This is a genomic window from Sporosarcina sp. P33 (assembly GCF_002077155.1).
Lineage (GTDB): Bacteria > Bacillota > Bacilli > Bacillales_A > Planococcaceae > Sporosarcina.
Window position 1 is genome coordinate 976,060 of the sequence record NZ_CP015027.1, and the last position, 26,273, is coordinate 1,002,332.

At 46.6% G+C, this 26,273-nt stretch carries 26 protein-coding genes; 9 read left to right on the forward strand and 17 right to left on the reverse strand.

What is annotated here, in order from left to right; translation table 11 throughout:
• Nucleotides 1-32 precede the first annotated feature (32 nt).
• From SporoP33_RS04915 to hprK, 5 genes are read right to left on the reverse strand one after another with little or no spacing between them, the layout of a single operon-like run.
• Nucleotides 33-557: an acyltransferase gene (locus SporoP33_RS04915; RefSeq protein WP_081242699.1), complete on the reverse strand. Its 525-nt coding sequence runs from the start codon at nucleotides 555-557 to the stop codon at nucleotides 33-35.
• A complete protein-coding gene (gene ppaX, locus SporoP33_RS04920) occupies nucleotides 554-1,210 on the reverse strand; it encodes a pyrophosphatase PpaX (protein ID WP_081242700.1) in 657 nt (218 codons plus the stop codon). Before ppaX ends, SporoP33_RS04915 begins: the two co-directional genes overlap by 4 nt.
• A complete protein-coding gene (locus tag SporoP33_RS04925) occupies nucleotides 1,203-2,162 on the reverse strand; it encodes a nucleoside recognition domain-containing protein (RefSeq protein WP_081242701.1) in 960 nt (319 codons plus the stop codon). Before SporoP33_RS04925 ends, ppaX begins: the two co-directional genes overlap by 8 nt.
• Entirely contained in the window at nucleotides 2,146-2,967 is an 822-nt protein-coding gene (gene lgt, locus SporoP33_RS04930) for a prolipoprotein diacylglyceryl transferase (RefSeq protein ID WP_231293304.1), read from the reverse strand. Before lgt ends, SporoP33_RS04925 begins: the two co-directional genes overlap by 17 nt.
• Entirely contained in the window at nucleotides 2,968-3,918 is a 951-nt protein-coding gene (gene hprK / locus SporoP33_RS04935; RefSeq protein ID WP_081242702.1) for an HPr(Ser) kinase/phosphatase, read from the reverse strand.
• 201 nt (nucleotides 3,919-4,119) lie between these two features.
• Here hprK and SporoP33_RS04940 point away from each other — a divergent pair, with 201 nt between their 5' ends.
• Both SporoP33_RS04940 and SporoP33_RS04945 read left to right on the forward strand, forming a co-directional pair.
• On the forward strand, nucleotides 4,120-4,671 hold the full coding sequence (locus SporoP33_RS04940; protein WP_099662785.1) for an N-acetylmuramoyl-L-alanine amidase: 552 nt from the start codon (nucleotides 4,120-4,122) through the stop codon (nucleotides 4,669-4,671).
• Nucleotides 4,672-4,702: 31 nt separating this feature from the next.
• Nucleotides 4,703-5,065: a hypothetical protein gene (locus tag SporoP33_RS04945; protein WP_081242704.1), complete on the forward strand. Its 363-nt coding sequence runs from the start codon at nucleotides 4,703-4,705 to the stop codon at nucleotides 5,063-5,065.
• A 370-nt stretch (nucleotides 5,066-5,435) separates the two neighbouring features.
• On the opposite strand, the gene SporoP33_RS04950 is transcribed toward SporoP33_RS04945, so the two are convergent.
• The 6 genes from SporoP33_RS04950 to SporoP33_RS04975 all read right to left on the reverse strand — a co-directional run bounded on the left by SporoP33_RS04950 (nucleotide 5,436) and on the right by SporoP33_RS04975 (nucleotide 14,061).
• Nucleotides 5,436-6,527, reverse strand: a complete 1,092-nt coding sequence (locus SporoP33_RS04950) for a DUF4097 family beta strand repeat-containing protein (RefSeq protein ID WP_081242705.1) — start codon at nucleotides 6,525-6,527, stop codon at nucleotides 5,436-5,438.
• A 73-nt stretch (nucleotides 6,528-6,600) separates the two neighbouring features.
• Nucleotides 6,601-9,474 carry an excinuclease ABC subunit UvrA gene (gene uvrA / locus SporoP33_RS04955; RefSeq protein ID WP_081242706.1) on the reverse strand — a complete coding sequence of 958 codons (2,874 nt, stop codon included), beginning with the start codon at nucleotides 9,472-9,474 and terminating at the stop codon, nucleotides 6,601-6,603.
• 7 nt (nucleotides 9,475-9,481) lie between these two features.
• The gene (gene uvrB, locus SporoP33_RS04960) at nucleotides 9,482-11,464 is read right to left on the reverse strand and encodes an excinuclease ABC subunit UvrB (protein WP_081242707.1); all 1,983 of its coding nucleotides are present in this window, start codon (nucleotides 11,462-11,464) and stop codon (nucleotides 9,482-9,484) included.
• 208 nt (nucleotides 11,465-11,672) lie between these two features.
• Nucleotides 11,673-11,930 carry an IDEAL domain-containing protein gene (locus SporoP33_RS04965; RefSeq protein ID WP_081242708.1) on the reverse strand — a complete coding sequence of 86 codons (258 nt, stop codon included), beginning with the start codon at nucleotides 11,928-11,930 and terminating at the stop codon, nucleotides 11,673-11,675.
• A gap of 189 nt (nucleotides 11,931-12,119) precedes the next feature.
• Complete coding sequence (locus SporoP33_RS04970) at nucleotides 12,120-13,331, reverse strand: ABC transporter permease (RefSeq protein WP_081242709.1); 1,212 nt, start codon at nucleotides 13,329-13,331, stop codon at nucleotides 12,120-12,122.
• Nucleotides 13,315-14,061 (reverse strand): ABC transporter ATP-binding protein, encoded by a 747-nt coding sequence (locus SporoP33_RS04975; protein ID WP_081242710.1) that lies wholly within the window; start codon nucleotides 14,059-14,061, stop codon nucleotides 13,315-13,317. Before SporoP33_RS04975 ends, SporoP33_RS04970 begins: the two co-directional genes overlap by 17 nt.
• Before the next feature lie 120 nt (nucleotides 14,062-14,181).
• Between SporoP33_RS04975 and SporoP33_RS04980 the strand changes: the two genes are divergently transcribed.
• The 4 genes from SporoP33_RS04980 to SporoP33_RS04995 all read left to right on the forward strand — a co-directional run bounded on the left by SporoP33_RS04980 (nucleotide 14,182) and on the right by SporoP33_RS04995 (nucleotide 16,190).
• A complete protein-coding gene (locus SporoP33_RS04980) occupies nucleotides 14,182-14,607 on the forward strand; it encodes an HIT family protein (RefSeq protein ID WP_081242711.1) in 426 nt (141 codons plus the stop codon).
• Between the two features lie 197 nt (nucleotides 14,608-14,804).
• Nucleotides 14,805-15,161: a YtxH domain-containing protein gene (locus tag SporoP33_RS04985; RefSeq protein ID WP_081242712.1), complete on the forward strand. Its 357-nt coding sequence runs from the start codon at nucleotides 14,805-14,807 to the stop codon at nucleotides 15,159-15,161.
• A 195-nt stretch (nucleotides 15,162-15,356) separates the two neighbouring features.
• Nucleotides 15,357-15,920 (forward strand): HTH-type transcriptional regulator Hpr, encoded by a 564-nt coding sequence (locus tag SporoP33_RS04990; protein WP_081242713.1) that lies wholly within the window; start codon nucleotides 15,357-15,359, stop codon nucleotides 15,918-15,920.
• A gap of 84 nt (nucleotides 15,921-16,004) precedes the next feature.
• Complete coding sequence (locus SporoP33_RS04995; RefSeq protein WP_029054118.1) at nucleotides 16,005-16,190, forward strand: hypothetical protein; 186 nt, start codon at nucleotides 16,005-16,007, stop codon at nucleotides 16,188-16,190.
• Between the two features lie 42 nt (nucleotides 16,191-16,232).
• On the opposite strand, the gene SporoP33_RS05000 is transcribed toward SporoP33_RS04995, so the two are convergent.
• Nucleotides 16,233-16,334 carry a YjcZ family sporulation protein gene (locus tag SporoP33_RS05000; RefSeq protein ID WP_081242714.1) on the reverse strand — a complete coding sequence of 34 codons (102 nt, stop codon included), beginning with the start codon at nucleotides 16,332-16,334 and terminating at the stop codon, nucleotides 16,233-16,235.
• A gap of 160 nt (nucleotides 16,335-16,494) precedes the next feature.
• On the opposite strand from SporoP33_RS05000, the gene SporoP33_RS05005 reads away from it, so the two are divergent.
• The 3 genes from SporoP33_RS05005 to SporoP33_RS15945 all read left to right on the forward strand — a co-directional run bounded on the left by SporoP33_RS05005 (nucleotide 16,495) and on the right by SporoP33_RS15945 (nucleotide 18,095).
• The gene (locus SporoP33_RS05005; protein WP_081242715.1) at nucleotides 16,495-17,433 is read left to right on the forward strand and encodes a peptidylprolyl isomerase; all 939 of its coding nucleotides are present in this window, start codon (nucleotides 16,495-16,497) and stop codon (nucleotides 17,431-17,433) included.
• A gap of 109 nt (nucleotides 17,434-17,542) precedes the next feature.
• Nucleotides 17,543-17,677: a hypothetical protein gene (locus SporoP33_RS16425; RefSeq protein WP_255363025.1), complete on the forward strand. Its 135-nt coding sequence runs from the start codon at nucleotides 17,543-17,545 to the stop codon at nucleotides 17,675-17,677.
• Nucleotides 17,678-17,930: 253 nt separating this feature from the next.
• On the forward strand, nucleotides 17,931-18,095 hold the full coding sequence (locus SporoP33_RS15945) for a hypothetical protein (RefSeq protein ID WP_155961310.1): 165 nt from the start codon (nucleotides 17,931-17,933) through the stop codon (nucleotides 18,093-18,095).
• 740 nt (nucleotides 18,096-18,835) lie between these two features.
• Here SporoP33_RS15945 and yhaM read toward each other — a convergent pair.
• The 5 genes from yhaM to SporoP33_RS05035 form a co-directional block, all read right to left on the reverse strand.
• Nucleotides 18,836-19,774, reverse strand: a complete 939-nt coding sequence (gene yhaM / locus SporoP33_RS05015; protein WP_081242717.1) for a 3'-5' exoribonuclease YhaM — start codon at nucleotides 19,772-19,774, stop codon at nucleotides 18,836-18,838.
• Entirely contained in the window at nucleotides 19,771-22,626 is a 2,856-nt protein-coding gene (locus tag SporoP33_RS05020; RefSeq protein ID WP_081242718.1) for an ATP-binding protein, read from the reverse strand. The genes yhaM and SporoP33_RS05020 overlap by 4 nt, the downstream gene beginning before the upstream one ends.
• 1 nt (nucleotide 22,627) lies before the next feature.
• Complete coding sequence (locus SporoP33_RS05025; RefSeq protein ID WP_081242719.1) at nucleotides 22,628-23,830, reverse strand: metallophosphoesterase family protein; 1,203 nt, start codon at nucleotides 23,828-23,830, stop codon at nucleotides 22,628-22,630.
• A gap of 174 nt (nucleotides 23,831-24,004) precedes the next feature.
• Nucleotides 24,005-25,264, reverse strand: a complete 1,260-nt coding sequence (locus SporoP33_RS05030) for an ABC transporter permease (RefSeq protein ID WP_081242720.1) — start codon at nucleotides 25,262-25,264, stop codon at nucleotides 24,005-24,007.
• Nucleotides 25,257-26,156 carry an ABC transporter ATP-binding protein gene (locus SporoP33_RS05035; protein WP_081242721.1) on the reverse strand — a complete coding sequence of 300 codons (900 nt, stop codon included), beginning with the start codon at nucleotides 26,154-26,156 and terminating at the stop codon, nucleotides 25,257-25,259. Before SporoP33_RS05035 ends, SporoP33_RS05030 begins: the two co-directional genes overlap by 8 nt.
• Nucleotides 26,157-26,273: the final 117 nt, after the last annotated feature.

The window sequence follows — 26,273 nt, forward strand, 5'->3', positions numbered from 1 at the left end:
TATCCTCTAGTATAGCACAACTGTGTGTCACGTCATTCATTTGCTTTTCGCAATTCACGTTCTGCCATTTCTTCGGCTGTATAAATAATTTTCACAGGATTTCCTCCGGCAAATGCCCCCGCTGGAATATCCCGGTTAACGAGTGAAGCCGCAGAGACAATCGCACCGTCGCCAATTTTGATACCGGGAAGGATCGTCGTATTGGCCCCGATCAATACATTATTGCCAATTTCCACATCACCGATCCGGTATTCATCAATTAGGTATTCATGCGCCAAAATCGTCGTATTAAAGCCGATAATGGAGTTTTCTCCGACAGTAATCCGTTCAGGAAACATGACATCCGGCACGACCATCAGCGCAAATGCTGTATGCTTGCCGACTTTCATGCGCAAAAACAGCCGGTAGAGAACATTTTTCCACGAAACGAATGGTGTATACCGGGCAATCTGGATTACGATAAAATTCTTCGCTACTTTACCTATCGAGACAGTACGGTAAATATGCCAAAGGGAATTCGCCTCCCCTTTGGAAGGATGCCGTTCAGTGCGTCTCATAGCTTAATTCCTGCAGTCAGCTTCAATAAGTCAGACATATAGCGCAGCATATAGTCAGGCTTAAATGTCTGCAAATAACTTTCTCCTTTTAACGCCCATGCGACCGCCGCAGTCCGTACGCCCGCATTTTGCCCGCCCAATATATCATGAAAATTATCCCCGATCATCAGCGATTCCTCCGGCGTACTTCCAAGGCGTTCCAGTGCCAATAAGATCGGCTCTGGATCCGGCTTCGGATTCGTAATATCATCCAGGCCGATCACCGTTTCAAAGTACGGCGCAATTCCAAGCAGACCGATACCTCTTTCCACCATGTCGCGCTTTTTAGTAGAAACAACGGCCATCTTCAGACCAAGATCGTATAATTTGCGAAGCGTATCTGTAACACCTTCAAATTCCGTAATATATGCATCGTGATTAGCTATATTCCATTTTCGATATTCATCGATTAATTGATCCGTTTTGTCCGGAGCGATCGATGAAAAGGTATCATACAATGTAGGTCCGATGAACGGCAGCATGTCTTCCCGCTGAAAACGTCCTGGAAAATGATGATCCAGCACATGCTGGAAAGAAGAAAGGATTAATTCATTTGTATCTGCCAGCGTTCCATCGAAATCAAATAATAATGTGGTAATCGGTTGATTAGTCAATAACAGCTTCCTCCTTCTCGTGCGGCCGCTTCCACAACACACTCACTGACAAAGTCAGCGCAATTGCAGTCACCAGCCGGATGATCAATAATGGCCAAATCGGTATACCGAGCGGCAGGAATAATAGTGTATCCTCAATAACTGCGTGGCATGCCATCAGGAAAATGAAAGCCAGTGTAATATCGCGCTTTGACACACCGTCTTCCCGAACCGCCTGAATCATGACGCCGGCCCCATATGCGAGCCCAATTAATATGCCCGCCACCAAAGTCATCGACGCATTTGGCTTCACACCGATCAGTTTTGTAAACGGTGCCAAACTATTTGATAAACGATCCAAATAATTGCGGTCTTTCACAAACTGCACAAACAGCATCAGCGGAATCACAATCATCGCAAGCTGCAACACACCAAAAGCCGCCTTTTCCAAACCGAGCAGGAATATTTGGACAAACCCTTCCGGAACAGCTTGCGCTTGAGGTGTCAGTCCATATTGTGCAATTTCAGAACCGCCTGTCCAAAACAGATTGATGATGATGCCTGCCAGCGCAGCGAGTCCGAGGCGTACGGCAAGCACCAGCCATAACTTGACTCCTACTTTAATCGCAACGGCTGTTTCGATGAACAGATTATGCGCAAAGCTGATCATCATCGCAATAATGAATACTTCTTTAACTGTTAATTCTAATGAAATGATGCCGGCAATTCCGGCGTATAAGTTCAGCGTATTTCCAAGCACAATCGGCACTGCCGCTTCGCCGCGCAAACCAAAAACTTGCATGAGCGGCTCAATCAGCTGCACCAGCCAGGGCAGGACCGGTGTGAATTGCAATATGGTTACAAGTAAGGTGATAGGAAAAATAATTTTACCAAGCGACCATGTCGTCTTCAGTCCCACCTGCAGGCCGTCTTTCATTGTGCTGGAGAGTGCAATATTATTTCTGTTTGTCATCGTAATTCTCTTGTACTTTCATTACATAACGCCGATACAGCAAGATCGCAAGCCCTATCACAACACCTGCGACGGATACCATTTGCGCCGCACGCAGACTGCCGATGACATACAGGCTGTCTGTTCGCATGCCTTCAATGAAGAATCGTCCGATTGAATACCATATAACATAAAATAAAAAGACTTCCCCGCGCTTCATTTTCAGCACTCTGCGGATTACCAGTATGAGAATGAGTCCAACCACATTCCACAGTGACTCATAAAGAAATGTAGGATGATAGGTTACGCCTTCAATCGTCATTTGATTCATAATCCAATCCGGAATGATGGTGTTTTCTTTAAATGCTTCCGAAACCGGTCCGCCATGTGCTTCCTGATTCATAAAATTGCCCCAGCGTCCGATAATTTGACCAATCAATAAACCGGGTGCTGTAATGTCCGCAACTTTCCAAAACGAGACGCCCCGCTTTTTACAGAATATCGCTGCAGTAATTACGGCCCCAATCAGCGCACCGTGTATCGCGATTCCGCCGTTCCAAATCTGAATGATCTGTCCGGGATGTTCCCGATAAAAATCCCAAGTGAAAATGACGTAATAAATCCTTGCACTGATGATGGAAATCGGAATGGCCCAAATGAGCATGTCCGTCAGAAAGTCCGGGTGCATCCCGCGCTTCAGCATTTCACGCTGAACCACCATAAAACCTAATATAATCCCAAGGGCAATCAGAATACCGTACCAGCGAATTTCTAAGCTGCCGATACTGACCGCGACAGGATTGATTGCTAACATTGATACATTCACTTAGTCGCGCCCCTTTTCCATCAATAGTTCTGCATTGTCTGCGATCGCTTGATCCAAACGCTTGGTAAATTCCTCTGCCGCATTAAACCCAAGACGTTTCATTCGATAATCCATGGCAGCCACTTCGATGATGACCGCAATGTTCCGGCCCGGTCTGACCGGCACTGACAGACGTGTAATTTGCGAATCCAGTATTTCTACCTTTTCTTCATCGATGCCGAGACGGTCATAATGTTTTTTCTCGTCCCAGATTTCTAAATCGACCGCCAGCAATACCCGCTTATCGTCTTTCACCGCACTTGCTCCGAACAGCGTCATCAAATCAATAATGCCGACACCGCGAATTTCCAGCATATGTTTCAGCAGCTTCGGTGACGTTCCAATCAGCACATTATCGGACACTTGTCGTATTTCAACTGAATCATCCGCTACCAGTCTATGCCCTTTTTTAATAAGTTCTAACGCCGTTTCACTTTTACCGACTCCGCTGCCGCCCGTAATCAGGACACCGACACCGTAGACATCCACCAGTACGCCATGGACTGTCGTCATCGGTGCGAGCTGACCGACCAGATAGTTTGTCAGCATGCCGGAAAATTGTGTAGTCTTATAATCCGTACGCAAAACAGGAATGTTTTTCTCTTCCGCCAGCTGGCTTAATTCCTTCGGTCCTTCCTCACCATGCGCGATAATGAAGGCAGGTGTATCATGCGAACAAAGCCGTTCCAGCCGTTTTCTCCGCGTAATGGCCGGCAATGTTTCCAGGAAAGACATTTCCTTGCGGCCGATCAACTGCACACGTTCTGCAGGGTAGTAATCAAAATAGCCGGCCATTTCAAGACCCGGCCGTGAAATATCGCTCATGTGGACTTGCCTGTGAATACCCTCATGCCCCGCAATCAATTCAAGACCAAAACGGTTCATAATATCTTCTACTGTTAATTCACCCATGAAGTTCCTCACTTTCTACTGCAATGTACATATTTTTTATATTTTATGCTAAAACAGGCTGCCTGCGTTGGCAGTCCGCATTCACCATCTATTTTACCATGAAGGAAACGAAAAGAAATGGATTACTCTTTGGGCTGACCGCCTTTTTGTATCCTTCTTCGATTCCTTCTCTATATAAAGGATAAAGGAGAGTGGACAAAATTGACACTAATCATTCTTGATGCAGGCCATGGCCCCGATACACCCGGCAAACGGACACCCGACGGAAAGATGCGGGAATTTCATTTCAATTCAGCAGTAGCTGCCCTCACAGGAGATTTTTTAACAAAGGAAGGTGTTACGGTTCGTTTTGCACATGAATCCTCCCGCGATGTGCCGCTAAGCGAACGGACTGCACTGGCCAACCGGCTGCAGGCCGATGCCTTCGTCTCGATCCACGCCAATGCTTTCGGCAGCGGCTGGAGCACAGCACAAGGAATTGAGACATTCATTTATCCGCAGGCAAGCACAAGTTCCGCCGCACTGGCATCATCTGTGCAAAAAGCACTGATCTCCGCCTGCCGAAGACCGGACCGCGGCGTAAAGAAAGCCGACTTTGCTGTACTGCGAGATACGACTATGCCCGCTATTCTCGCTGAATGCGGCTTCATGTCTCACCAGACAGAAGCCGCCCTGCTGCAAAACAAAACCTATCAGCTGCAATGTGCGAGAGCGATTGCATTCGGAATTTTGTGCTGGGATTATGGCAGGTGAAATAAAGTGAGTTTGGTAAGGAGGATCGGAGGTGTATTTGTGCATTGAGCTTCTGCTGCAGACGGGTAATGAGCGGTTGCGTTGGATGTATGAGCGGTTATGTTGGGGTATAGAGCGCTTGATGCAATGGTATGAGCGCTTGACGAACGGGTATGAGCGGTTACGCAGCGGCTATGAGCGGGTAACACGGAGGTATGAGCGGTTGCCATGGAGTATAGAGCGCTCGCTGAAAGGGTATGAGCGCTTGACGAACGGGTATGAGCGGTTACACAGCAGCTATGAGCGGGTAACACGGACGTATGAGCGGTTGCCATGCAGTATAGAGCGCTCGCCGCAAGGGTATGAGCGCTTGACGAAAGTTAAGAGCGGTTACGCAGCAGCTATGAGCGGGTAACGCGGAGGTATGAGCGGTTGCCCTGGAGTATAGAGCGCTCGCTGAAAGGCTATGAGCGCTTGACGAAAGGGTAAGAGCGGTTACGCAGCAGCTATGAGCGGGTAACACGGACGTATGAGCGATTGCCATGCAGTATAGAGCGCTCGCTGAAAGGGTATGAGCGCTTGACGAACGGGTAAGAGCGGTTACGCAGCAGCTATGAGCGGGTAACACGGAGGTATGAGCGGTTGGGCCTGTTTCCCTCAAATGATTTTCTCAATCCAACAACAGCCATCGATAACATTGATCAGCGCCCCCCCTTCACTGCCACCAAACAAACCAAAAAACACCTGTATCGCCGAAAATGGCGGTACAGGTGTTTTTTATGATGTCATGACATATCGACAGAGTTATAGCGGACTAGTACGGAGCCTGTTTTCGACTCGCCTGTAATATGCAGCGGCGGTTTCGTTTGATCTTCCGTGTTCTTGCTGAAGCGAATGGTGCGGTGCAGGAACTGCTCCTGTTCCTCTACGCGGGATACATCTTTCAGCTGCAGATCGAGCTTCCCCATATTGGATGTAATTTCACCTTTCACGCTCAATGAAGAAGGGAAATATATTTCGACTGCGCCACTGATAGACTTAGCATCCAGGCTTCTTGCGTGTAATGAGGTAGTAGTAAGAGTGACATTGCCATTTAATGATTTGGCATCTACTTCATTCACTTCTCCATCGACATACACGCGCCCGTTCAAGGTTTCAGCTTCCAGTTTGTCACCGGTCACTTTCAATAAACGGACCATTCCGTTAGCGGTTTCGAGTTCTGCTTCTTCAAATGTTGTGTCAGCACATTCAATTTTTCCATTGGCTGTTTTAATGCGCAAATCCTTAAAACCGACTCCTTCAGCCGAACAGCCGCCGTTCAATAAACGGACGGACAGTTTATCGTACATTTTCCCGGCCGGCACGTATAACTGAACATTTACCTGCAGCATTTTCAAGTCACTGCCGATACGCAGTTTATTGCCGTCTTTAACAAACAATAACTTATCAAGGAAATGGCTGAGTGCCTCTGCTTCGGAATCATTATTGAAATGCTTTACGGAGAACTTCGCCATGATTTCCTCATCTTCTGAAGGATGCAGTTCAACAGTTCCGTGATCGATATGAATGATCAGTTCTTCCACGTCTTCCGCAGATTTCTTTTCCGTATGTGTAAAGGAGACTGATTTGCTGAATGGTGCTTCGAAATCGAACTCTTTCACACGGTGTACGGCTGTATCCATGAATTGCATGAAACGGTCGCCTGCTGTCATGAATTCTTTACGGATATCTTCAAAAAAGTCATCAGCTGAAGAACTTTCTTCAGGTTTTTCCTGATCTGGCTGTTTGCTCATCGCTTCCAGCAGCCGTAATGCTTCATCCGCTGTAATTTTTCCTTCTTCGAGCAGCGTAAGTATTCGTGTGCGTTCATTTTGCATTTCCGGATTCCTCCTCGTTTTGAACAATCTTTTCAGTACCTGTCTATTTATACGGTTAAGCAGAAAGAAAGTTTCATTTTCTGCTTTTTCCCGCTTTTTCGATTTGTTCTTTCATCCGGTGCCGGTCTCTCTCTAGTATCGTGCGTAAATACTTTCCTGTATAAGAGGCTGGTACTTCTGCCACTTCTTCCGGTGTGCCGACTGCGATGATTTCTCCGCCCTTATCTCCGCCTTCAGGTCCAATATCGATAATGTGATCAACCGTTTTAATTACATCCAAATTATGTTCGATGACGAGAACGGTATTTCCTCCATCAACGAGGCGCTGAAGGACTTCGAGTAACTTGGCGATGTCATGAACATGCAGCCCTGTCGTCGGCTCATCCAGTATATAAAATGACTTGCCCGTCGATCGTTTATGCAGCTCGGAAGCAAGCTTGACCCGCTGTGCTTCTCCCCCCGACAGCGTAGTCGCAGGCTGGCCTAATTTTATATAGCCAAGACCCACATCGACAATCGTTTGCAGTTTACGGCTGATTTTCGGGATATTCTCGAAAAACACTGCCGCTGTTTCAACTGTCATCTCCAGCACGTCCGCAATATTCTTTCCTTTATATTGCACTTCAAGTGTTTCGCGGTTATAACGTTTGCCGTGACATACTTCGCACGGCACATAGACGTCAGGAAGGAAATGCATTTCGATTTTAATGATTCCATCCCCACGGCATGCTTCACAGCGGCCGCCTTTTACGTTAAAGCTGAAACGTCCTTTTTTATAGCCGCGGACTTTTGCTTCATTGGTCATCGCGAAGACATCGCGGATATCATCAAAGACGCCTGTATACGTGGCGGGATTTGACCGCGGAGTCCGGCCGATCGGTGACTGGTCAATATCGATTACTTTTTCCAGATGCTCAACCCCGCTGATGCTGTCGTATTTCCCGGGCTTCTGTTTAGAACGGTTCAGTTTCTGCGCCAATGTCCTATGCAGGATATCATTGACGAGTGTACTTTTACCCGAGCCCGAAACACCTGTCACAGCGATAAACTGCCCGAGCGGGAACTCCGCATCAATATGTTTCAGGTTGTTTTCTGAAGCGCCTTTGACTACTATGCTACGCTCATCTCGCGGTCTGCGTTCAATTGGAAGCGGAATGAATTTCTTGCCGCTTAAATATTGTCCAGTCAATGATTTCTTATTCTTCATCACCTTGGCCGGTGTGCCTGCAGCAACTATTTCACCGCCCGCCACGCCTGCACCAGGGCCTACGTCAATTAAATAGTCAGCCGCCATCATCGTATCTTCATCATGTTCCACCACAATCAGTGTATTGCCGATATCGCGCATGTTTTGCAGGGTTCCGATCAGCCGGTCATTATCGCGCTGATGCAGTCCGATTGACGGTTCATCCAAAATATAAAGAACGCCTGTCAAACGAGAGCCGATTTGTGTGGCCAGACGGATACGCTGCGCTTCCCCGCCGGACAATGTGCCTGCAGAACGGGACAGGTTCAAATAGTCCAGTCCGACGTTCACCAGGAAGCCCAGCCGTTCCTGAATTTCTTTCAGAATCATGTCAGCAATTTGCGCGTCTTTCTCAGACAGCTTTAATTGGTCAAAGAACTTCGTCGTCTCGACAATTGAGCGTTCAGTTATTTTACCGATATGCTGTCCGTCAACCAGCACCGAAAGAGACTCAGGCTTCAAACGGTATCCTGTACAGGAAGGACAGGCCCGCTCGGTCATATATTTGCTCATCTGCTCACGGATATAATCAGACGATGTTTCATGATAACGGCGCTCTACGTTGCGTAAAACTCCTTCAAAATAAATATCACTGTCACGTGTATTGCCGAATTCATTGGTGTAGCGGAACCGGATTTTCTCTTTGCTTGAACCTTTTAATAACTTCTCCAGATCCGAATCAGCGAGTTCACTGACCGGCACATCCATCGGAATTTTATAATGCTTCGCAACGGTCTTTAACAGTTCCGGATAATATTGAGAACTTGTCGGTTCCCATGGGGCGACTGCATGCTCCTTTAATGACAGGTCACTGTTCGGAATGACCAGGTCCGGATCGACTTCAAGTTTCATGCCGAGCCCGTCACACTCTGGACATGCTCCGAACGGACTGTTGAATGAAAACATGCGGGGTTCCAGTTCCCCAATGGAGAATCCGCAGATCGGACATGCATGGTGCTCACTGAAAAACAATTCCTCTTCCCCGATTACGTCCACCAGAACATTACCGTCAGCGAGCCGCAAAGCGGATTCAAGCGAGTCACTGAGCCGTGTCTCAACGCCTTCTTTCATGACGATCCGGTCAATGACAATTTCAATTGTGTGCTTCTTGTTTTTATCCAGGTCGATATTGTCGTCAAGGTCAATCGTTTCACCATTGACCCGCACACGCACATACCCCTGTCTTTTAATATCTTCAAACAGCTTCGCATGCGTCCCTTTACGTTCGGAAATGATAGGCGCCAAAATTTGAATTCTCGTACGCTCCGGCAATTCCATCACACGGTCCACCATCTGCTGAATTGTCTGTGTGGAGATTTCTATGCCGTGATACGGACAATGCGGTTTCCCCACTCTTGCATACAGCAGGCGCAAGTAGTCATAAATCTCCGTCACCGTTCCTACTGTCGAACGCGGATTTTTACTGGTAGTTTTCTGGTCGATGGAAATCGCCGGAGACAGTCCTTCAATGGAATCCACATCCGGCTTATCCATCTGTCCAAGGAACTGGCGGGCATATGCAGACAATGACTCTACGTAGCGGCGCTGTCCTTCCGCGTAGATCGTATCAAAAGCCAATGAAGACTTCCCTGACCCCGATAAACCGGTGAGTACAACTAATTGGTCCCGGGGTATTTTGACGGTAATGTCTCTCAGGTTATTCGCTCTCGCTCCTTGTATAATCAATTCTTTATTTTTCATAAGGACTCTACCTTTCTGCCTTCAGTTCTATTACGGTATCGCGTAACTCTGCAGCTCTTTCGAAGTCCAAAGCTTTCGCTGCTTCTTTCATTTCTTTTTCTAATTTCACCAGCAATAAGCCCTTTTCGTCTTTTGACAGCTTCTTGCCTTCTGTCACGCGCTGCAAATAGGATTCCGTTTCTTCCGCCACTTGCGTCGCACGAATCGCTTCGCGGATTGGTTTGATAATGGTCGTTGGTGTGATGCCATGTTCTTCGTTATAGGCAAGCTGGATTTCCCGGCGGCGTTCTGTTTCTCCTATCGCCTTTTGCATGGAATCGGTCATTTTATCTGCGTACATAATGACGCGTCCTTCCGAGTTACGCGCTGCCCGGCCAATCGTCTGAATCAGAGCGCGCTCTGAACGTAAGAACCCTTCTTTGTCCGCATCCAAAATTGCCACCAATGATACTTCCGGTATATCGATTCCTTCACGCAATAAGTTGATTCCAATCAGGACATCATACGTCCCGATGCGCAGTTCCCGGATAATTTCTGTCCGCTCAAGCGTCTTGACGTCAGAATGAAGATACTGCACTTTGATGCCGATGTCTTTTAAGTAGTCCGACAGATCCTCTGACATTTTCTTGGTCAGCGTCGTGATCAGCACCCGTTCATTGCGCTCGATGCGCAACTGAATTTCATCCAGCAGATCATCGATTTGTCCTTCGATCGGCCGCACCTCAATAATCGGATCCAGCAAACCTGTCGGACGTATAATCTGCTCGACCATTTCATCTGTATGCTCGATTTCATAAGGGCCCGGCGTAGCGGAAATATACATCGCCTGTTTGATATGGTCTTCAAACTCTTCAAACATCAGCGGCCGGTTATCAAGAGCGGATGGCAGACGGAAACCGTGCTCCACCAGCACTTTTTTACGTGCCTGGTCGCCGTTGTACATACCGCGGATTTGCGGCAACGAAACGTGACTTTCATCGACTACGATCAGGAAGTCATCCGGAAAATAATCCAGCAGTGTGTATGGCGTTGCGCCCGCTTCACGCAATGTTAAATGTCTGGAATAGTTCTCGATGCCGGAACAGAAACCCATCTCCCGCATCATCTCCAGATCATAGCGCGTCCGCTGCTCCAGACGCTGCGCTTCCAGCAGCTTATCGTTGTCACGCAAATATTTAAGCTGTTCTTCTAATTCAATTTCTATATTTTCTATAGCCTTCAATAATTTCTCTTCACGCGTAACGAAGTGGGATCCCGGGAAAATCGCCACATGATCACGGTCTCCAATCACTTCACCTGTTAAGGCGTCAACTTCCCGGATACGCTCGATTTCATCCCCGAAAAACTCCAGGCGGATACAGCGCTCATCCCGTGATACCGGAAATACTTCGACTACATCTCCTCTTACGCGGAAAGTACCGCGTGTGAAATTGATGTCGTTGCGCTCGTATTGGATATCTACCAGTGTCCGCAGCAATTCATTGCGCGGGATCTCCATGCCTTTGCGCAGCGAAAAAACCATTTCGTTATATTCTTCCGGCGAACCTAGACCGTAAATACATGATACCGATGCGACTATCAGTACATCATTGCGTTCAAATAACGCACTGGTTGCTGAGTGGCGCAGTTTATCGATTTCATCATTGATGGAAGAATCCTTTTCAATGAATGTATCCGTCTGCGGCACATATGCTTCTGGCTGATAAAAGTCGTAGAAGCTGACAAAGTATTCCACCGCATTATCGGGGAAAAACTCCTTGAATTCACTATATAATTGACCGGCCAGCGTTTTATTGTGAGCAATGACCAGTGTTGGTTTGTTAATTTCCGTCAGTACATTGGAAACGGTAAATGTCTTTCCAGTTCCCGTCGCACCGAGCAAGGTTTGATGCTTTTTTCCTTCTTTTATTCCGCTGACAAGGCTTGCGATCGCTTTCGGCTGATCTCCCTGCGGCGTATATGGTGCCTGCAATTGAAATGTTTCGTTCAAATGTTTCCACTCCTATTCTTGAACACCTGATCCTTCTATTTTACCACATCCGGCGCTATTTCTAAAGAAATAACGAACGTACGTTTTAAACGTATCATATTATGTATTGTATTGTACCCGTAACCGGCTGAAAGAAACTTCCCGCGGCGGTATGCAGCACATAAAAAAACACTGCCTGAATTTTCTTCAGACAGCGTGCAGTAATAGATTATTTTGATTTCAGTTCATAACTTTGTTCTTTTGTAAATTCAATCAGTTGCTGTGTATACAGGTTGAATGCTTCTTCATCGTTTCGATCCAACGCATCGTCGATCAATTCCATGATTCTCGTTTGCGTTTGTTCCCAGTGAATATGTTGCAGAAACAGATCCCAATAGATTTCATTCAGCAGCTTTTCCGCTTGGAGAGAAGTGCTGTTATTACCTACCGCTTTCAAAAATTCAGCATATGAGTTGTTATTATTCATCTCTCTCACCCCTGATACCTTTTAGTAATTATATATGCAACTGAACTACAAATGCAACAGCTTTTTAACTATTCTAACTTTTGAATCACTTTGACCTGACTGAACAATCTTTTTACTAGGCAGATATATTCAGACAATTCCGTCACTGAAATGAAATAGTAAACGAAGTGATCAAACTTTCATAATCTCTTATATTTCTCTTACTTGCTCTTTCGTCAATCGAATCGTAGCTTCCCCGATAATGACCGCGATAAGAGCAATCAGTACCGGCGTTATGCCCGGTCCATATAGAGGCAGAGCTGCTGCCAGCAGAATAACCGCCTGCAGCCAGATTAACTTCCTCACTAACGATCGGACGGCTCTGATTTGAGACTTTTCCTGTTCTTCCGGATACAGTTGATCCATCGTAAATTCGACGCCGCCTTCAAGTGCCAGGATGAGCTGCACTGCGGTTGCAAATGCGAGAGCTCCTACGAAGATGAAAGATACAATCGGCAGCGGAATCAGAAATGCGCCGAGAGCGGACAGTGCAGTTAACCTGAGCCACAGCCAAAACGTATCGTCCGTCCGAATGAACGTCCGGACAACCAGATAATTCTGGACATCGCGGCGCCTGAAAGTGGAGCGTTTCATCACGAATTTCAGCCAGCTTCGTTTACTGACCGACCCGACCAGATGCGGAACTTCAGTGAAATAATTAGCAAACCGATAGAAACGCATCATACGGTTCTGCTCCAATTCTATAAACTGTTCATATGGAAACGGAAAGCGTTCGGCCTGTTTGTCCCAAAACTTCGCATATAGAATCGCTGCCGCTATTCCGATGATCACGACAACCGGACTCCAGGTAAGTCCAAAGTAAATCGTTAGAAATGCCAAAACAAAACGAATTACGCGGTCAGTCCAGATAAAGTCGTCATTTGCAATTCGGACATTATACTCTGTCCCTACAAATAAACCTTTGCCAGCAATTATTAGCAGCACTACAAGGAGATAATCAACCCCTGTGCCGACTTCTGTAGCTTTCAATAAAGGAAGTGCCACTACCATGGCAATCAGCGGCAATGGCAGCTGTGAGAATGCAGACCATGTCAATGAACGTTTCATATAATTGGGCAGCTGATTCTCCAGCGGCAGAAAGAAAACGATGTCAGCCGGTTTAAGCAACGTCGTCGGTGCAGCTTTCATCAGCAGTAAAGCAATAATCACGGACACAATCAGCGCGGAAGGAAACGTCGCGGGCACTTCTTTCAGCCATTCACTGTACGCATAGCCCCCCGCTCCAATCGCGAACATGAAGACGATAGCCAAATGCCCAGTGAATACATAGCGCATATATTTCTGCAGCTCATTGACGTAATGAAAGAACCGCTGCCCCCAAATATCATGCATGTTGTTCATGATCAGTTTCCTCAGTCATCGCGATATATAAGTCGTCAAGTGTCGCATCTGGGCGTCCGAATGCTCTCCGCAGATCATCCATCGTTCCGTTCGCACGCACACGGCCTTCATGCAGCAGAATAATGCGGTCGCAATACTTCTCTGCCGTCGCCAATACGTGTGTCGACATTAAAATAGAAGCTCCCGCATTTTTCCGTTCTATGATTTGATCCAGCAGCGCACGAATAGCCAACGGATCCAGACCTACGAATGGCTCATCAATAATATATAATTTCGGTTCCACAAGAAATGCGCACATGATCATGACTTTCTGCCGCATACCTTTAGAGAAGTGGGCAGGAAACCATTTCAAACGTTTTTCCATGCGGAATTCTTTCAGCAGTTGTTCTGTGCGAATTTCAAATTGCTGCTTGTCCAGCCCGTATGCCATTGCAGTCAGCTCTAAATGTTCCTGCAGCGTCAGTTCTTCGTATAATACCGGTGTTTCAGGAATATAACTGAATGATTGGCGATATTGTGCTTTGTCGCTGAACGTCGCACCATTGATTTTGATGGTTCCCTGCAATGGGTTCATCACGCCGATAATATGTTTGATTGTCGTACTTTTACCTGCGCCATTCAGACCAATCAAGCCGACCAATTCTCCTTCTTCTATCTGGAATGAAAGGTCATGCAAAACTGGTTTGCGCGTATAACCGCCTGTTACATGTTCTAGTTCTAGGATTGCCATTCTATTTCCTCCTGTCTTCTGTTTTATTTTAGCAAAGAAACTGTAAAATTGCTTTATTCGCCTTCGTTAACTATCTGAAAATATGCTACAATACATCCAAACATGAAAGGAAGTGTAGAAATGACCTCATGTATTTTCTGCAAAATTGTAGAAGGAACGATTCCGGGAGAAAAAGTGTATGAAGATGAGCACGTCATCGCTTTCATGGACATTATGCCCGTCACAAAGGGGCATGTACTCCTGATTCCAAAAACTCACCGTGAAAATCTTTATGAGTTAACTGAAGACGAAGCGGCGAATTTATTTAAAGCGGCACCGAAAATCGCCCATGCACTGAAAGAAGAATTTCAGCCGGCCGGAATGAATCTGGTGCAAAACAACGGATCTTTTGCAGGCCAGTCCGTCTATCATTTCCATATGCACTTCATTCCCCGCTATGATAAATCTGACGGACTGAAAGTAGAATTTAATACAAAAGTAGAGCAATATCCGATGGACGTACTGTCTGAACTGGCTGCTGGCATCTCCAGACGTCTGCAGCAGTAACAGATGAATGAAAAGAACGGAAGAGGTCGAGATTTCTTTCTGCATTGCCAACAGCGGACATTCTCTCTTCCGTTCCTTTTTTCTGATCTGCCAGATGAAATACTTTTGATTGCATAATAATTAATATATTATCTTGCTCATTTATATCAGAACATGCTTTAATAAAATAATAACTACTAAAAAGGAGTGTTCTCTATATGAAAGCGTCTACATTCTTTATCGGTCTGGCCGCAGGTGCTGTTACCTCAGCTGTCACCGTTCTATACTCTACGCCAAAAGCCGGCAGTGAATTGCGGTCAAGCGTGAAAACCGCGTCATTAGAATTAAAGGATAAGTTAAAAGATGTAAAAGGCCGAGTGGCTGACCTGAAAGACTCTGTGACAGATTTATCAGAGGATGCAAGAGAACTTGTTCCGGAGACCGTGGAGGAGATGAAAGTTTCCGTTGCAGACTGGAAACGTTCGACGGAACATAATAAAAAGCGTCTGGAGAAAGAAATCTCTGCGATCCAGACAGCATTGGATGATTTGGAAAAATCGATCAGCACCCGCTGATTCCCCTGTCTCTGTGAATCAGGACAGCACCCCGCTTACCGGTATGTAAGAAACAACTGCAGAATATAAGCGGTATTCCGCCTACTATTCTGCGGGTACTTACACCCAATCTTAATTATTTTATTATTCCGTCTTTTTTATTTGTTGCTTTTTTGGTATAATAAATAAAAAGATTGAAAGAAAGCAGGTGCCAAGATGGCAGAGCAAAACATTTCACGTAAAGATGCGATGATCTTTAACCAGCGTGTCGCCCAAATGTCGAAAGCATTATGGAAAGCCGTGGAAAAAGATTGGCAGCAATGGATAAAACCTTATGAACTGAATATTAATGAACATCATATTTTATGGATTGCCTACCACCTGGAAGGCGCCACGATTTCAGACATCGCCAAATTTGGCGTCATGCATGTTTCGACGGCTTTCAATTTCTCAAAAAAACTGGAACAGCGAAAATTATTATACTTCTCCAAGAAAGACGATGACCGGCGCAACACCTACGTGACGGTTACGGATGAGGGGAAAGAGCTGCTAATTGAAATGAATGCGAATTACCATAACGAAGAATACAGCATTCTTCAGGGCTCTCTTCCCCTTCGCGATATTTATGGAAAATTCCCTGAATTCCTTGAAGTCATGTCTGTTTTACGAAATATTTACGGCGATGATTTCATGGATATTTTCGAGCGCGGGTTCAAAAATATTGAAAGAACCTACGAAGACTCGAATGATTACCTGCAAAAGACTGAAGTAGAGACATAAATGTGAGTCATTCGCAGTTTGCTTTTTTCCTTTTGCCCGCAAATTCTGCTATGATAGTACAGAAGCAGAAAGAGGAGGTCTAAAATGGTTATAGCGATCACCATTCTTTTTTCATTGTTCTACTTATATCAAATTAATAAAATGACATTTGCTCTTTGCCAATCTAGAGAGATTCCGGAAGAAAAGCAGCCGAAAATTTACCGGACTGTAAACATTCTGATTACCATCCTCATTTTATCCTTATATGTAGAAGTATTCTTCAGTGCCTGACACTATGTATGCCCGCCCCATTACTGGAGGACGGGCTTTTTTTTAGTACAGGTATGCTGCACCGACAATGATCAATAGAATGAACAAGACAACAATTAGAGCAAAGCCGGATGAACCTGACCCACCTTGAGTGTAGCCGCTCATAAAGGCACCCCCTTTCACACTGTATCCTATGCGAATACAGAAAAAAGCGGTTGGGCACTCTTCGGAAACATGGAACCTTTTTATTTTTCATTCGTTATATGATATAGTGTTTACTTGAACAATATTCAGACTTAATATGTAGAGTAGGGGAGTTAATTACATGAAAAAGAAGATGGCAGCATTTACACTTGCAGCTTCGGTTGCAGTACTATCCGCTTGTTCTGGCGGCGGCGATGAAAAAGTTATGACGTCAAAAGCAGGAGACGTGACGAAGGATGAGTTCTATCAGGAGATGAAAGCTTCTGTTGGTGAACAGGCTTTGCAAATGATCATCTTAGAAAAAGTACTTGACGACAAATACGATGTAGATGATAAACAAGTAGATGCAGAGTTCGATAAGAACAAAGAACAGCTCGGCGAAAACTTCGAAGCTTTCTTGGCTCAACAAGGTCAAACGCCTGAGAGCTTCAAGAAAATGATTCGTTTGAATAAATTGCAGGAAGCTGCATTGACTGATGGCGTGGAAGTTTCTGATGAAGAGTTGAACAAACGTCTGGAAGAATCTCAATCAGAAATCAACGCCCGTCACATTTTGGTTGAAGACGAAGAAACTGCTAAAGAAGTAAAAGGAAAGCTGGATAAAGGAGAAGACTTTGCGAAAGTAGCAAAAGAATACTCCACAGACCCGGGTTCTAAAGACGAAGGCGGAGACCTTGACTGGTTCGGATACGGTGTAATGGTTCCTGAGTTCTGGAACGCTGCATACGACCTGGAGCCGGGCACAATCAGTGAACCGGTTCAATCTGACAACGGTTTCCACATCATCGAAGTAAAAGAAAAGCGTAAAACAGATGATGAGAAAATCACAGATGAAAAGAAAGAAGAAATCCGTCACGAGCTACTGATGGAAAAAGCTGATGAAAACGAGCTATTGGCTAAAGTTTCTAAGCTTGTCAAAGACGCTGACGTAAAGATCAAAGACGAAGATCTGAAATCTGCGCTTGATCTGTTCAAGATGGACGAAAAACCTGCTGAAGAAGATGCTCCAGCTGAAGACGCTCCGGCTGACGATGTGAAAGTAGAAGAAGAAGGTAAGTAATCATTCAAAAGGTCTGTCCTGGTAATTTCCAGAGACAGACCTTTTTTGTCGTTATGAAACTAGCGCTCTGCTGTTCTGCAGCGTAACTGGTTCACACGGGTGGATGGCTTTGGAACGGGAGAAGAGAAACGGCATTGCAGTCATTGCGGCGCTGGCGGATGGCTACGCAATGAGCCAGACAGGAAGATCGCCTGGCTGTCTCATCACTTCGCCGACCGCTTGTAAGGCGCCTCCGTTTAGTTAGGGGGATGTCACTTTAGCTACTGGTTTTGGAAATATGACGTGCAGGCATCATGCAGACCTCTTTCTGTTTTTTGCATCATGACTGGATCACATGAGTTGACGTCTTTGCGATTAGAGAAGTAAAACTCCATTGAACTCACTGCGGCGCTGGCGGATGGCTTCCGCAATGAGCCAGACAGGAAGTGCGCCTGGCTGTCTCATTGCTACGCCTACCGCTTGTAAGGCGCCTTCGTTCAGTTAGGAGGATTCAGAACATGACACTTCATTTGCCAAAGCATACACCAGTCGGCAACGAGTCACAGCATTTCTTCTCTTTTAAACAACAACCTGGATTGCCTCCCCGCAGTAGCGGAGGCACAACTGCGGGGTCGGCCGAAGTCATGAGACAACTGGCACGCTCTTCGCCAGCTGGCTCATGACGAAAGGCAATCCCCCACGTGCCGGCGCGGGTCCTAAAAGCTGACACTTACTAACTTCAATCCCCGACAACGAGTCGAGCTACGATCCCAAACAGAGACAGAACGGCATTGGATCCACTGCGGCGCTGGCGGATAGCTACGCAATGAGCCAGACAGGAAGATCGCCTGGCTGTCTCATCACTTCGCCGACCGCTTGTAAGGCGCCTTCGTTTAGTTAGGGGGAAGCAGAACATGACACGTCATTTGCCAAAGCATACGCTAGTCGTCTACCAGTCACTGGTCTTCATCTTCATTAAAAAAGCAACCCGGATTGCCTCCACTCAGCAGCGCAGGCACAACTGCGGGGTCGGCCGAAGTCATGAGACAACTGGCGCGCTCTTCGCCAGCTGGCTCATGACGAAAGGCAATCCCCCACGTGCCTGCGCGGGTCCAAGGAGCGGACACTCACTAACTCCAATCCTCGACAACTAGTCGAGCAACGATCCCAACACCAGAGCCTGAACAGCATTGAACTCACTGGTCTGCATCCCTTTTAAAAAAGTAAACCAGATTACTTCCGCTCAGCAGCGCAGGCACAACTGCAGGGTCGGCCGAAGTCATGAGACAACTGGCGCGCTCTTCGCCAGCTGGCTCATGACGAAAGGCAATCCCCCATGTGCCTGCGCGGGTCCAAAAAGCGGACACTCCCTAACTTCAATCCCCAACAACCAATCGAGCAACGCCCCAACACACCCGACAGCTTATTCAAACGTAGGCTTATAAAACGAACGGTTATCCAGCGGGAAGACACGCTCCGAGAACTCACCCGGCGCAGTCTTCGACATTACACGGTTCAGCATATTCATCTTCGCATCTATATTATCGATATAATGAAGAATCTCCGCCTCCTTCAGCATCGGACGCTTCGGACTTCCCCACTCCTCTTTCCCGTGGTGAGACAGCACCATATGCTGAAGCAGCATCAATTCCTCGCCCTCAATCTCCAGCTCCTCTGCGGCCTTAGCAATTTCATTGACCATAATCGTAATATGGCCGAGCAGATTTCCTTCGATCGTGTACTGCGTGCCGACTGGGCCTGACAGCTCAATGACCTTCCCGATATCATGCAAGATGATTCCGGCATACAGTAAATCCTTATTCAACGTCGGATACAGCTCCGCAATCGCCTTGCCAAGTTTCAGCATCGACACCACATGATCAAGCAAACCGGACACATAGTCGTGGTGGTTTCTTGTTGCCGCCGGATAGAGCACGAATTTCTGCTGATGTTTTTTCAGCAAATGGCGCGTTATGCGCTGAATTTGCGGGTTTTTCATCTCAAAGAAAAACTGCATCAGTTCATCGAGCAGCACTTCCTTGCTTTTTTCAGCAGACGGGACTAAATCTGCGATGGATACGCCTTCATCTTCTTTGACCGGACGGATCGCTTTAATGCGCAATTGGTTCTTGCCGCGGTATTCATGAACTTCCCCGCCTACTTTTACAATCGTTGCGCCTTGGTACATTTGCGCCTGCTCTTCACCTGTATCCCAAAGTTTCGCTTCAAGATCCCCGCTTTTATCCTGGAGAATCAATGTCATGAACGGACTCCCCTGCTGCGTGACACCTTTTGTTGCCTGCTTAATTAATAAATACATGTCAACAGATTCGCCGACTTGGTGTTCCATAAGTTTTTTCATCCATGAATCTCTCCTTTTACTTTTGGTCCGATCTCGATCACGTGGGGCTCAGTTGACCACTTCGACTTCATCTCCTGATGGCAGGTGAAGTACAGAAATTGATGAGATGGCTGTAACTCGTTCAATATTTCTATCATACTTGAAAGTCTTTCATTATCAAAGTGAACGAACGGGTCATCCATGATAATCGGAAACGGGGCCTGCTCCGATAGTTCATAGGCCAATGCAAGACGCAGTGACAGGTAAGCCTGCTCTTTCGTTGCCTGACTCAGTTCATTGATCGCATAGGATTGTCCTTCAGCCGTCACTGCCTGGAAATATCCCGCAGCTGTCAGGCCGAGCGTCGCGTATCGGTCAGCCGTCAAACGCTTGAACCATTCATTCGCCTGCTTCAGAACGGCCGGCAATTGATGTTCTTTCCACTCGCTCATCGTCTGACGGATCGATTCCCTGACCACTTTTCGGATGACCCACTGGGCACTCATTTCCTGCAGCTCTGCTTTTCTAACTTCAAATAACTGCTGAAGTTCGCTGTATGTTTGACTTGCGCCCATTTGTGACAGTTCATGTTCTACTTTGACTTGCTCGTCTACAAGGGCCGTCACTTCTTTGCGGATCGCCTGCAGACGAGTTGCCGTTTCACTGCGCTTGCGCTCAAGTTCCGGTATCGTCCATTCATGCACTGCCGGCTCTTTCGCATATAAGGACAGCTGGGCTTCGACTTCTTTCAGCTGCCTTTTCAGTAACTGGGCTTCCTGATCTTGCTGATAAGCCGTGAAGAACGCTTCTTTCTCTGACACGCCCGCTGCATCAAACAGCTCCTGAATTTCAGCTGTCACAGATCCCAGCACAGCTTTTGCTTCCTGCAGCTGATCATGGATTTCTATCATGTTCTGATCCCGTGTTTGATGTTTTTCCTGAAGACTGTTCTGGCGCTGCAGTTCCTGACGCAGCCGTTCGTACAAACCGTCTTCCGGCACGGGCCCCAGTAATTTTTCCGCCTCATGCAGCAATGATTGAATATGTTCAGCCGTTGTGTGCAGACGCTGCCGCCACGTGCGCTGGTCATCTGCAGTATCCTGGAATTCACGCAACAGGCGGAAGCTTTCCTGAATATTATAAGTCGGATCAAACGGTGCATCTTGCAGCAGTTCCTTCATCTTCAACACTGTCTGTTGCTTCTGATCATAAAGCTGTTCCATTTCCGATGCATACTTTTGTAATTTATGGTCCAGCCTCTCAATTTCTGTATCTAACTGACGCTGATCCCTTCGATGCAAATCATCCCGTTCAGCCAATTTTTCAAGTTCGGCCGCCAATGCTTCATGATCCCGAATGAAAGCTTGCTGATCCGCTGCTGAATCTGGCTGTTTTTTCAACAGCCAGATACCGGCTGCCGCACTGACTAATCCAAGGAGCGCAAACAGCCATTGCTGCTGCAACACACTATATGCTGTAATTGCCAGTCCGATGAGCAGAATGACGAACGGCATCTGCTTGCCTGTGTTCTGTCTGCTGTTTGAAGATACGATGAATTTTGCCTCTGCCAGCTGACGCTGAAGTGTTGGCCAGGCCGCAAGTTTTTTTCGCTCTTCTTCACTTAATTGAAGACTTTTCAAACGTTCTTTTCGCTGCTCGGCCTGCTGACGTTCACTTTCCGCTTCCGCCAGCAGGCGCTGAACTGCTTTTACCTGCTGGTCTGTCTGTCTTTGTTCTTCAAGCACCGGCTCCAGCTGATGTTCCCGTTGAACTGATACATCCATGTGCTCTATTGCCCGCTGCTGCTCGTCGCTGAGACCCAGGCGATTCGTCAGCTGCTGCTGTTTCTTTTCAAGCAGCCGAATTTCTTGTTCAGCTGAAAGCCGGTCATTACGCAGCTTGTGCCACTCCGCTTCCTGTGCTGCCCACCGTTCCAGTTGCTGTCTTTCATTTTCAGGCCGCAGTCCGATGAAGCCAGATTGCAGATCTTCTGTTTTTTTCTGCAGACGGGTGATTGTTAATTCCAGCTCTGATTGTTTACTCGCCAATTCTTCATAGCGGCGTATACCGGCTGCGGGGAATTCAACAGTCAGGTGAGAAAGTTGTTCCGCCAGCTGACTGCGCTGCTGCTGCAGCGGAACGACTTGCATCGCGATACGCTGTTCCTCCGACTGCCTGTACAAACGCTGTTCTTCAATACGTAATGCAGCTATTTGCTGATCCAATTCTTGCTTACGGACAGTCAGCGGTTCATATGTTGAAAGTTTCTGCTGTTCTTTTTGCATGGCCTGTTCGAGCTCACGAATTTCAGTCAGCTTTTGGTTCATAGGCGGAATTTTACCTGTCTTCTTGAAAAGACCTCCCATTTCTTTCTCCATCTTTTTCTCGACTTTCCACAGCGTGTCGAGTCCGGTTGTGCCGGATGCCAGTAATGTGCGGCTCAATTCATTTTCATCCATTTTCTCGAGACCTTGCAATTGAAACAGCGAGAATGAGAAAATCGATTCAAATGCCTGCCGGTCATATCCCCTCAGCAGACGTTTCAGCTCTTCTTCCCGCGCAGTGCGTCCGTCATCAAAACGGATACTGACATCTCCGGAAGACTTTCCGCGTATGCGCTCGATCATCCAATTGCCAAATTCATGATCCTCAACATACAGACAGCCGCCGTACTTCCCGCCGGTTTTTGGCTCATAGCGCAGCTCCTGCTGATTCTTTTGAGGAAACCCGAATAAAATGTGAAGGATGGCTTGCTGGATTGTCGTTTTACCTGCTTCATTCGGTCCGTACAAAAGGTTCATGCCGGGCTGCAGGTCAATTTCCAAGTTTTCATGCTGCCCGAATCCATACAGCAGGATTTTTCGAATTTTCATACTAGCCCTCCTTCAGCATTTCGTTTTCTAATAACTCTGCGGCCTGCTGCTTCCACCTTCGGATATCTTCCGCGGTCAGCGCTTCGAGGTAACGACCTGCTTTATGGCCGTACACCTCTTTCACCAGCTCTTTCCAGTCGTCCGCCTGCCAAGAAAACAGCGTTTGTTCAACCGGATCAAGCAATGTGCCGGAGCGATCCGACTGGCGGGCAGACGGCCACTTAATGGATGAAATCCAGACAAACGGCTCCATTCCTTCATACTGCTCCCGCAAAATATCAAGCCACTCTGATTCCGCAGCTGCCAGATCTTCAGCAAGTCCTTCCGTATTCTCCATTAGTAATTCCACGACGATATTTCCTGTATCCGCCGTCAGATGATCAATTGCATCCTGGCAGGCTGAAATCCAGTCATCTGCATATTCAATCCCTTCGCAGGATACCGTCAATGAAGTGAAGACGATGTCTGACGTACCGACGAATTTCAGCGAAGCTGTATGATGTGTCAATGAAACGTCGTAAAAACCTTTCAGCCCCTGTTCATTTCGATGTCGTCCCTGAATATTGCCGGGATAGACAATGGGCGGGTCCTCTGACAGTACCTGACGTTTGTGGATATGACCGAGCGCCCAGTAGTGATAGTTCCTATCCAACAGTTCACTGACAGTAAACGGAGCATACACCGCATGCTCCGCATCCCCTGCCACGCTGCCGTGAAGCAGTCCGATATGGATTCCGTCCGTTGCTTCCGGATAGTGCATGATCATCGGATCTTTGACATGGCGCTGCGGGTAGCTGAAGCCGTGCAGATAGATGTGATCTCCCCGGACATTCAGCTGTTTTTGTTCTACATCTGCCGAAAAAACAGCTACATTTTCAGGCAAAGAAACTCTTGTCCACTTGCCTGCCAGATGGTCATGATTGCCGTAGGAGATAAAAACAGGTATACCTGCGTTTTGCAATTGCTGCATGCCCTGTTGAAAACGGATCTGCGCACGCAGGCTGCGATCTTCTCCATCATATAAATCGCCGACGATGACGATAAAATCAGGCTGTTCTTTAACAGCATAGGCAATAAAACGGTCGAATGCGGCAAAAGTTGACTGCTGCAGTCTTGCCAATTCAGCGGGCCCTGCTGATGCCATGCCTTTAAAAGGGCTGTCCAAGTGCAGGTCAGCTGTATGTAAAAAACGGATCGGTTTCATTGGTTGCACCTCTTCCACGAATACTCGTTCTCTATTTTACCATAGTCCTTCCATTGCTGGAAAGATTGCATAGTAAACAAATTACATTTTTGGCTGATGCAGAAGTGCCGTGCATTTATGAAGATAAAGAGAAAAAACCTGCCATCATAAATTTATGACAGCAGGCTTCCCATGTTATTCTTTTCCGAGCTGGATAGCTTTTTTCAAGTCTTTTAAAGAACGCGACGGGCCATACATCAGTACTCCGCCACGGTATACCTTCGCTCCGAACCAGCCTAGGATAAAAATCGTTACCATCATAATCCCAATAGACAATAAAGGTTCCCAAAGCGGCAGATCAAGCATGCCAACACGCAGGAACATGACCAATGGTGCAAAAAACGGGATGAATGACGTGACCTTCAAATAACCCATTTCCGGATTTCCAAGCCCTGTCGCCGCAATGATAAATGCCGCTACTACGAGCAGTGACATCGGCATAATCATTTGCTGTACGTCTTCTGTCCGGCTGACGAGCGAGCCGAGCAGCGCCGCAAGTGTGGCATACAGGAAATAGCCCAGCAGGAAGAAAATCACGGCATAGATCAGTGTGCTTACTTCCAGATTTTCGAGACTGAAGAATGCCGACAGTTCATTTTGTTCTCCGGAAGAAGACGATGTATAGGCAAGGAACCCCGCTGCTGCGTAAATCAGAATTTGCACAATGCCGAGCGAGCCGATTCCGAGTACTTTTGCAAACATATGCTTAACAGGAGATACACTTGAAATCAAAATTTCCATGACCCTAGATGATTTCTCTGTCGCCACTTCTGTTGCAATCATGGATGAATAAATGATGACTGCAAAATAGATGACGAACATCAAAACATACACGAGAACACGTGCCTGATTCAGCTCATCCTCTGATTTTGCAGTATCCGAGATATTTTGTTTTTCAAATTGAATCGGCGCAAATAACGTAGATACTTGTTCACCAGATAAAGATAATTGCTCCGCCTTCACTTCGGTCTGAATGTTTTGTAATGCATCCTGCAGCGCCGATGGAAGGAACTGATCCACCATACTTGCTGTTGTATAAGTCGCTTCAATCGTTTGTTCAGCATTCAAATCCAATTCCATAAAGGCCGCGATTTTCTCGTCCTTCACTTGCTGCTGAAGCTGCTCTTTTGATTCATCTGTAAGCTCGAGTGAAATCCCTTGTTCATGCTGCTGAAGCTGATCGTGCAGCCGGTCGAACAACAGACCTCTCTCATCCACTACCAGCACTTTATCATCTTCCGAATTTCCAAACAGCTCACTTGCTTTGTCAATAAGGGTGGGCAAATTGGCAAAAAGGAAAATTCCTGCCACCATAATAAGCGTTGTAATAAAAAATGATTTCGTTTTAGCTTTAGTCAAAAAACTTTGCTTAAAAATAATCCAAAATTCACGCATGCTCTTCCCCCACTTTCGCAATGAATATATCTTGCAAAGATGGTTCTTCTATTTCGAAGTGCCGAACCGGTCCTTTTTGCAATGCCGCCTGCAACAATTGATGCGCAATCTGCTCGTCTTCCACTTGAAAGACCGCGCCTTCCAATGAATGATGGGCAGCCGTGACGCCTTCTGTCGCTGCCAGCTCTGTCAGCGGGAAATCTGCGCGAATTCTGACATTTTGTTTGCCAAATGACCGTTTAACATCACGCAGCTTGCCACTGACCAATTGCTGTCCATGATGAATAATGCTCAGTTGTTCGCATAATTCCTCCACGTGATCCATGCGGTGACTGGAAAATAATATCGTGGCTCCGCTATTGCGGAAATCAACTATTGCTTTCTTGAGCATCTCTACGTTCACTGGATCCAGCCCGGAAAACGGTTCATCCAGAATGAGCAGTTTTGGATTATGAAGCAATGCCGCGATGACTTGAATTTTCTGCTGATTTCCTTTGGACAGCTCCTCTACTTTTTTATTCGTATAATGCGGCACCTCAAATCGTTCCAGCCAATGAAGCGCCGCGCTCTTTGCAGCTGCCTTTTTCATGCCGCGTAACTGGCCAAGGAATAATAGTTGATCGAGCACTTTCATTTTTGGGTAAAGCCCGCGTTCTTCAGGCAAGTAACCGATCATCGGACTCGTCTCATAGGAAATCGTGCGGCCATTCCAAGAAATATTGCCTTCCGTGGCAGTTAATAAGCCCAAAATCATTCGGAATGTCGTTGTTTTTCCGGCGCCGTTTGCTCCTAAAAAGCCATACATCGTTCCTTCTTCCACCGTCAGTGACAGCTGATCCACTGCGGTAAAGTCCCCGAAACGCTTGGTGACTTGTTCCAGCTGTAATGCCATGCAGTTCATCTCCTTTACTAATCTCTCTATCTCGTTCTACGATTCAATTGAAGATATGTTTCATATTTTTAACTATTCCCTATTTTATTATAACGGAAGCATAAAAGAACAAGAGGT

What these genes read in the sequence shown, in the direction of transcription:
- SporoP33_RS04915 (WP_081242699.1), bottom strand. Translation starts at nt 557, where the DNA reads ATGAGACGCACTGAACGGCATCCTTCCAAAGGGGAGGCGAATTCCCTT.
- SporoP33_RS04925 (WP_081242701.1), bottom strand. Translation starts at nt 2,162, where the DNA reads ATGACAAACAGAAATAATATTGCACTCTCCAGCACAATGAAAGACGGC.
- hprK (WP_081242702.1), bottom strand. Translation starts at nt 3,918, where the DNA reads ATGGGTGAATTAACAGTAGAAGATATTATGAACCGTTTTGGTCTTGAA.
- SporoP33_RS04950 (WP_081242705.1), bottom strand. Translation starts at nt 6,527, where the DNA reads ATGCAAAATGAACGCACACGAATACTTACGCTGCTCGAAGAAGGAAAA.
- uvrA (WP_081242706.1), bottom strand. Translation starts at nt 9,474, where the DNA reads ATGAAAAATAAAGAATTGATTATACAAGGAGCGAGAGCGAATAACCTG.
- SporoP33_RS04965 (WP_081242708.1), bottom strand. Translation starts at nt 11,930, where the DNA reads ATGAATAATAACAACTCATATGCTGAATTTTTGAAAGCGGTAGGTAAT.
- SporoP33_RS04970 (WP_081242709.1), bottom strand. Translation starts at nt 13,331, where the DNA reads ATGAACAACATGCATGATATTTGGGGGCAGCGGTTCTTTCATTACGTC.
- SporoP33_RS04975 (WP_081242710.1), bottom strand. Translation starts at nt 14,061, where the DNA reads ATGGCAATCCTAGAACTAGAACATGTAACAGGCGGTTATACGCGCAAA.
- SporoP33_RS04980 (WP_081242711.1), top strand. Translation starts at nt 14,182, where the DNA reads ATGACCTCATGTATTTTCTGCAAAATTGTAGAAGGAACGATTCCGGGA.
- SporoP33_RS04985 (WP_081242712.1), top strand. Translation starts at nt 14,805, where the DNA reads ATGAAAGCGTCTACATTCTTTATCGGTCTGGCCGCAGGTGCTGTTACC.
- SporoP33_RS04990 (WP_081242713.1), top strand. Translation starts at nt 15,357, where the DNA reads ATGGCAGAGCAAAACATTTCACGTAAAGATGCGATGATCTTTAACCAG.
- SporoP33_RS04995 (WP_029054118.1), top strand. Translation starts at nt 16,005, where the DNA reads ATGGTTATAGCGATCACCATTCTTTTTTCATTGTTCTACTTATATCAA.
- SporoP33_RS05000 (WP_081242714.1), bottom strand. Translation starts at nt 16,334, where the DNA reads ATGAGCGGCTACACTCAAGGTGGGTCAGGTTCATCCGGCTTTGCTCTA.
- SporoP33_RS05005 (WP_081242715.1), top strand. Translation starts at nt 16,495, where the DNA reads ATGAAAAAGAAGATGGCAGCATTTACACTTGCAGCTTCGGTTGCAGTA.
- SporoP33_RS15945 (WP_155961310.1), top strand. Translation starts at nt 17,931, where the DNA reads ATGACACTTCATTTGCCAAAGCATACACCAGTCGGCAACGAGTCACAG.
- yhaM (WP_081242717.1), bottom strand. Translation starts at nt 19,774, where the DNA reads ATGAAAAAACTTATGGAACACCAAGTCGGCGAATCTGTTGACATGTAT.
- SporoP33_RS05020 (WP_081242718.1), bottom strand. Translation starts at nt 22,626, where the DNA reads ATGAAAATTCGAAAAATCCTGCTGTATGGATTCGGGCAGCATGAAAAC.
- SporoP33_RS05025 (WP_081242719.1), bottom strand. Translation starts at nt 23,830, where the DNA reads ATGAAACCGATCCGTTTTTTACATACAGCTGACCTGCACTTGGACAGC.
- SporoP33_RS05030 (WP_081242720.1), bottom strand. Translation starts at nt 25,264, where the DNA reads ATGCGTGAATTTTGGATTATTTTTAAGCAAAGTTTTTTGACTAAAGCT.
- SporoP33_RS05035 (WP_081242721.1), bottom strand. Translation starts at nt 26,156, where the DNA reads ATGGCATTACAGCTGGAACAAGTCACCAAGCGTTTCGGGGACTTTACC.